This window comes from Streptomyces sp. GC420 (assembly GCF_009916105.1).
In the GTDB taxonomy this organism is placed as follows: Bacteria; Actinomycetota; Actinomycetes; order Streptomycetales; family Streptomycetaceae; genus Streptomyces.
This window is the reverse complement of sequence record NZ_JAAAXQ010000419.1, coordinates 1-6,285: the sequence shown is the minus strand read 5'-3', so window position 1 is coordinate 6,285 and position 6,285 is coordinate 1. Positions and strand designations below refer to the sequence as shown.

Below are 6,285 nucleotides of genomic sequence, written 5' to 3'. Positions count from 1 at the left end.
CACCCCCGGCGCCCCCGCCGGCACCGCCCCGGCCCGCACCACGCCGCCCGGACTGCCCGCGCTGAGCCACTTGGACATCCTGGAGTCCGAGGCGGTGCACATCTTCCGCGAGGTCGCCGGGGAGTTCGAGAACCCGGTGCTGCTGTTCTCCGGCGGCAAGGACTCCGTGGTGATGCTGCACCTGGCGCTGAAGGCCTTCGACCCGGCCCCGCTCCCGTTCCCGCTGCTGCACGTGGACACCGGGCACAACTTCCCCGAGGTCCTCGACTACCGCGACCGGACCGTGGCCGGGCACGGGCTCGACCTGCGCGTCGCCCGTGTCCAGGACTTCATCGACAGCGGCTGGCTGCGGGAACGCCCCGACGGTACCCGCAACCCGCTCCAGACCATGCCGCTGCTCGACGCCATCGAGCGCAACCGGTTCGACGCGGTGTTCGGCGGCGGGCGGCGGGACGAGGAGAAGGCCCGCGCGAAAGAGCGCGTCTTCTCGCTGCGCGACGAACTCGGCGCCTGGGACCCGCGCAGGCAGCGCCCGGAGCTGTGGCAGCTCTACAACGGCCGCCACGCGCCCGGTGAGCACGTCCGCGTCTTTCCGCTGTCCAACTGGACCGAACTCGACGTCTGGCAGTACATCGAGCAGGAAGCCGTCGACCTGCCGGCGATCTACTTCGCGCACGAGCGGGAGGTCTTCCTGCGGGACGGCATGTGGCTCACCGCCGGCGACTGGGGCGGCCCCGGGCGTGGCGAGCGCACCGACAAGCGCCGGGTGCGCTACCGCACCGTCGGCGACATGTCCTGCACGGGCGCCGTCGACTCCGACGCGGCCACCGTCGCCGAGGTGATCGCAGAGATCACCGCCTCCCGCCTCACCGAGCGCGGCGCCACCCGCGCCGACGACAAGCTCTCCGAGGCCGCCATGGAGGACCGCAAACGCGAGGGGTACTTCTGACCATGACGGACCTCTTCCACCCTCCGCAGACCACCGTCGGGTCGTTCATGTACGCGATCTTCAGCGAGGCGAACGCCCGGTTGGCGCCGCCCGGCTCGGCAGAAGGGCACGCACGGACCATGAACCACTCCTCACGGCCCGGGACAGGGGCCGGCACCACCGAGTCACACACCACCGGCCTGCTCCGCTGGGCGACGGCCGGTTCGGTCGACGACGGCAAGTCCACCCTGGTCGGGCGGCTGCTGCACGACTCCAAGTCCGTACTGGCCGACCAGCTCGAAGCCGTCGAGGCCGCCTCCGCCCGCCGCGGCCAGGACACCCCCGACCTCGCCCTCCTCACCGACGGCCTGCGCGCCGAACGCGAACAGGGCATCACCATCGACGTCGCCTACCGCTACTTCGCCACCCCCCGACGCCGCTTCATCCTCGCCGACACCCCCGGCCACGTGCAGTACACCCGCAACATGGTCACCGGCGCCTCCACCGCCGACCTCACCGTCATCCTCGTCGACGCCCGCAACGGCGTCGTCGAACAGACCCGCCGCCACGCCGCCGTCGCCGCCCTCCTGCGCGTCCCCCACGTCGTCCTCGCCGTCAACAAAATGGACCTCGCCGGACACCGGGAGAGCGTCTTCGCCGGCATCGCCGAGGAGTTCACCTCCTACGCCGCCTCCCTCGGCATCCCCGACATCACCGCCATCCCCATCTCCGCACTCAACGGCGACAACGTCGTCGAACCCTCCGCCCACATGGACTGGTACGGCGGACCCAGCGTCCTCGAACACCTCGAAACCGTGACGGTGGACCACGACCCGGCCACCGAACCCGCGCGGTTCCCCGTGCAGTACGTCATCCGCGGCGACGGCACCCGGCACTACGCGGGTCAACTCGCCGGGGGTGTGCTCAGCGTCGGGGACATGGTCACCGTGCTGCCGTCCGGACGCACCACCACCGTCACCGGGATCGACCTGCTCGGCCGCGAGGTGCGTACGGCCCGGGTGCCCCAGTCCGTCTCCGTGCGGCTCGCCGACGACGTCGACGTCTCACGCGGCGACCTGCTGGCCCCCTCCGGCCGGCCGCCGACGGCCGCCAGGGACATCACCGCGCGGGTCTGCCACCTGCACGAGCGGCCGCTGCGTCCCGGCGACCGGGTCCTGCTCAAGCACACCACCCGCACCGTGCGGGCGGTCGTCAGGAAGATCCCGGGCGCCGACCGGCTGGAGCTCAACGGCATCGGGCAGGTCGTGCTGCGTACCTCCGAGCGGCTCGCCCTGGACACGTACGCCCACAACCGGCGCACCGGCTCCTTCCTGCTCATCGACCCGGGTGACGGCGCGACCCTCACCGCCGGGATGGTGGGGGCGGCTGCGGACGGTGCGCCGGCGTCCGGCGGGAAATCCGATGCGCGGGGCTGACCGCACGGGCCGCCGCCCCCGCCGCGGCGCCCGCGCACGCACCCGCGCCGGTGTCCGTGCCCGTGCTCACGGCCGTGCCCGCCGGTTCCCGCGCTCGTGGCCCGGCACCGCGGCCGTGCTGCTGGTGCTGCTGGAGCTGCTGTTCGCGGTCTCCGGCTGCGGCTACGGCTCGCGCAGGACGGAGGCGGCGGCCCCGGCCGGGGCCGCCGCCTCCGGGCCGCCGTTGTCCGCGGACACCGTCACCCTCGGCTACTTCGCCAACCTCACGCACGCCACCCCCCTCGTCGGCATCCAGAAGGGGTTCTTCGCCGCCGAGCTGGGCGGCACCCGGCTGCGCACCCAGGTCTTCAACGGCGGCCCGGCGGCGATGGAGGCGCTCAACGCGGGTGCCGTCGACATGGCCTGGATGGGACCCTCGCCCACCGTCAACGGCTACCTCCGTTCCGGGGGCCGCAGCCTCAGGATCGTCTCGGGTTCCGCGTCCGGCGGCGTCAGTCTCGTCGTCGACCCGGCGAAGACCCGGGGCGGCGACGGCACGGACATCAGAGGGCTGCGCATCGCCACGCCGGAACTCGGCAACACCCAGGACGTGGCTCTGCTGCGCTGGATCGGGGAACAGGGCTGGAAGACCGACCCGCGCACCGGCCGCGGCGACGTCACCCTGCTCAGGCAGAGCACCAAGGAGATCCCGACCAGCTTCCGCCGGGGCGCCGTCGACGGCGCCTGGGTGCCGGAACCCGTGGCGGCGCAGCTGGTCGCCGCCGGCGGCCGGGTCGTCCTCGACGAGGCCGACCTGTGGGACGGCGGGGAGTTCGTCACCACCCACATGGTGGTCTCCCAGTCCTTCCTCGACCGCCACCGCGACGTCGTCGAGGCGGTGCTGCGCGGCTCCGTGCGGACCAACGCCTGGATCAACGCCCACCAGGAGGAGGCGAGCACCACCGCCAACGACGCGATCCGTCATCTGACCGGCAAACCCCTCGAGCCCGAGGTGCTCCGTGCGGCCTGGAAGCACGTCACGGTCCTCGACGACCCGCTCGCCCTCAGCCTGCGGGAGCAGGCCGGGCACGCCCTCGCCCTCGGCCTGCTCGACTCGGCCGACCTCTCGGGAGGGCCGTCGGCGGACCTGAGGGGGATCTACGACCTCGGCCCGCTCAACCGGATCCTCACCCGCGAGGGCAGACCGAAGGCCGACGACGCGGGCCTCGGCACCGGTGACCACTACACCGGCTCGGACGCGGAGGGCTCCGGCTCAGGCGACGCGGCCTCCGGCTCCGGCGCGGACGCACCGTAAACGAACCCAGGGAATTGATGACATGCTGTCAGAAACAGTCTTGCGTGAACGGGCGACCGCCCGGTCCGTGGTCGTGCCGGGGCCCGGCGCCTACGCCGCGCGGCTCGAACACGTCTCCAAGTCCTTCGGCACCGGCGACCGCCGGCAGACCGTACTGGACGACATCGGACTCACCCTCGGCGCGGGCGAGTTCCTCTGCGTGCTCGGCGCCTCGGGCTGCGGCAAGTCCACCCTGCTCAACCTGGTCGCCGGACTCGACGAGCCGACCGCGGGATCCATAGAAGTGCCGGGCGGGCGCGGTCCCGCGCTGATGTTCCAGGACCACGCCCTCTTCCCCTGGCTCACCGCCGGCCGCAACATCGAACTCGCCCTTCGGCTGCGCGGCATGCCACGTCCCGAGCGCCGCCCCGAGGCCGAACGGCTCCTGGAACTGGTCCATCTGGGGGGTGCGTACCGCAAACGCGTCCATGAACTGTCCGGCGGCATGCGGCAGCGCGTCGCGCTGGCCCGCGCCCTCGCCCAGGACAGCCAGGTGCTGCTCATGGACGAGCCGTTCGCCGCGCTCGACGCCATCACCCGCGATCTGCTCCACGAGGAACTCGGCCGCATCTGGGCGGAGTCGGGGAGCGGCCTGTCCGTCATCTTCGTCACCCACAACGTGCGCGAGGCGGTCCGGCTCGGCCAGCGTGTCGTCCTGCTCTCCTCCAGGCCCGGACGTGTCGCCCGCGAATGGGCCGTGGGCCGGGGCACGGCCTCCGACCTGTCCGGCGAGATCACGGGAGCCCTGAGGGAGGAGATACGCCGTCATGCCCGCACCTGAGGCCCCGGCGGTCTCCCTGGAGGAGGCCGCGGCGGGTCTGGACGCCCTGGAGGGCGCCGGCGGTTCACGCCCGGCACGCGCACCGCTGCTGCGGACCCTGCGCGACAAGGCCCTGCCGCCCCTCGTGGCCCTGGCCGTGGTCCTGCTCGTCTGGGAGGGCGCCTTCCTCGCCGAGCTCAAACCCGACTACCTGCTGCCGTCACCCGCCGACGTCTGGACCGCCCTCACCGTCCAGTGGTACGAGGGCACGCTGTTCGGCACCGTGTGGACCAGCGTGTCGCGGGGCGCCCTCGGCTTCGCCGCCGCCGTGGCCCTGGGCACTCCGCTGGGGCTGCTGCTGGCCCGGGTCCGAGCCGTGCGCGCCGCCCTCGGTCCGATCCTGTCGGGACTGCAGGCACTGCCCTCGGTGGCCTGGGTGCCCGCCGCCGTCATCTGGTTCGGGCTCACCGACGCCACGATCTACGCGGTCATCCTGCTCGGCGCCGTACCGTCCGTCGCCAACGGCCTGCTCACCGGTGTCGACCAGGTGCCGCCCCTGTATCTGCGGGCCGGTTCCACTCTGGGTGCCACCGGCCCGCGCGCCGTCCGGCACATCCTGCTGCCCGCAGCGCTCCCCGGCTACCTCGCCGGGCTCAAACAGGGCTGGGCGTTCGCCTGGCGCTCCCTGATGGCCGCGGAAATCATCGCGTCCTCGCCCGAACTCGGGGTCGGGCTCGGCCAGTTGCTGGAGGCCGCACGGACGTACCAGGACATGGCCCTGGTCCTCGCCTCGATCGCGGAGATCCTCGTTGTCGGCATAGCCGTCGACCTGGCCGTGTTCGCGCCGCTGGAGCGCCGCGTCCTGCGCACCAGGGGACTGCTCGCGGCCCGCGGCTGACTCCGAGGGCCAACCACGGCCGCCCCGCCGGTCGGCGAACCATCCGGGGGACCGCGGGACCGCGGGACCGTGAGACCGCGACCGGCCGGGACCGACCGGGCTGGGACGGCCCCCGTGCTGTACTGGCCGGGTGACAGCGACCGCATCACACACCTGGCTGCTGCGCCTGCGCCCGGCCGCCTGGACGAACCCCGAACCGGTCTGCCGCCCCGCCACCGTCGCCGCGGCGGAGGCGTTCCTCGGTCCGGGACCGGTCGGCTGGGGCGTCGAAGTGGCCCTGGGCATGGCCCGCGACATCGTCGGCCGCGTCCCCGAGCACGGCGGCGACCACACCTTCGACGCCTTCCACCGCGGCGTGGAGGCCACGGTGCTGCTCGCCCTGGTCGGCTTGGTGACGGAACCCGAGGCCGACCAGGCGATGGTGGCGCCCGAGGCCGTCCTCAGCAACGCCGAACTCGCCCGCCGCGCGGTCCCGCTGGACCGTGTGCTGCGCGGAGTACGTCTCGGCCACGCCTACCTCCACGGCCGTCTCATGGAAGCCCTCGACCGTGAGCCGGAGTCCGTCCGCGCGCCCGAGGCCCACCGCGTCAGCGAGCTCCTCTTCCAGTACGCGGACCTCCAGGCCGGCCGGCTCGCCGAGGAGTACGTCGCCGAACGCGACCGCTGGCGCCGCAGCACCGAGGCCGCCCGCCACCGCATCGTCGAAGATCTCCTCGCCGGCCGCTCCGTGGACCCGGCGCCGGCCGCCCGCACCCTCGGCTACGAACTGATCCGCCATCACGCCGCCTTCGTCGTCACCTCCGTGTCCCCGGACACGGACGCATGCGAACCGGCGTCCTTCGCAGCCGAGTTCTCGCGCGCGGTCGGCGGCCAAGGCCTGCTCACCGTCGCGGCGGGTCCGGGCGAGACCTGGGGCTGGACGTGCTGGCC

5 protein-coding genes and 1 pseudogene are annotated in these 6,285 nt (G+C 73.2%); all 6 read left to right on the top strand.

What is annotated here, in order from left to right; all coding sequences use genetic code 11:
* Positions 1-52 precede the first annotated feature (52 nt).
* On the top strand, positions 53-949 hold the full coding sequence (cysD, locus tag GUY61_RS32900; protein ID WP_166633980.1) for a sulfate adenylyltransferase subunit CysD: 897 nt from the start codon (positions 53-55) through the stop codon (positions 947-949).
* Between the two features lie 2 nt (positions 950-951).
* Positions 952-2,364 (top strand): sulfate adenylyltransferase subunit 1, encoded by a 1,413-nt coding sequence (locus GUY61_RS32895; RefSeq protein WP_398957751.1) that lies wholly within the window; start codon positions 952-954, stop codon positions 2,362-2,364.
* Positions 2,351-3,658 (top strand): ABC transporter substrate-binding protein, encoded by a 1,308-nt coding sequence (locus GUY61_RS32890; RefSeq protein ID WP_166633978.1) that lies wholly within the window; start codon positions 2,351-2,353, stop codon positions 3,656-3,658. Before GUY61_RS32895 ends, GUY61_RS32890 begins: the two co-directional genes overlap by 14 nt.
* Positions 3,659-3,680: 22 nt before the next feature.
* A complete protein-coding gene (locus GUY61_RS32885; protein ID WP_166633977.1) occupies positions 3,681-4,478 on the top strand; it encodes an ABC transporter ATP-binding protein in 798 nt (265 codons plus the stop codon).
* Positions 4,465-5,355: an ABC transporter permease gene (locus tag GUY61_RS32880; protein ID WP_166633976.1), complete on the top strand. Its 891-nt coding sequence runs from the start codon at positions 4,465-4,467 to the stop codon at positions 5,353-5,355. The genes GUY61_RS32885 and GUY61_RS32880 overlap by 14 nt, the downstream gene beginning before the upstream one ends.
* Before the next feature lie 130 nt (positions 5,356-5,485).
* Positions 5,486-6,285: pseudogene (locus GUY61_RS32875) on the top strand (hypothetical protein); the annotation flags it as partial.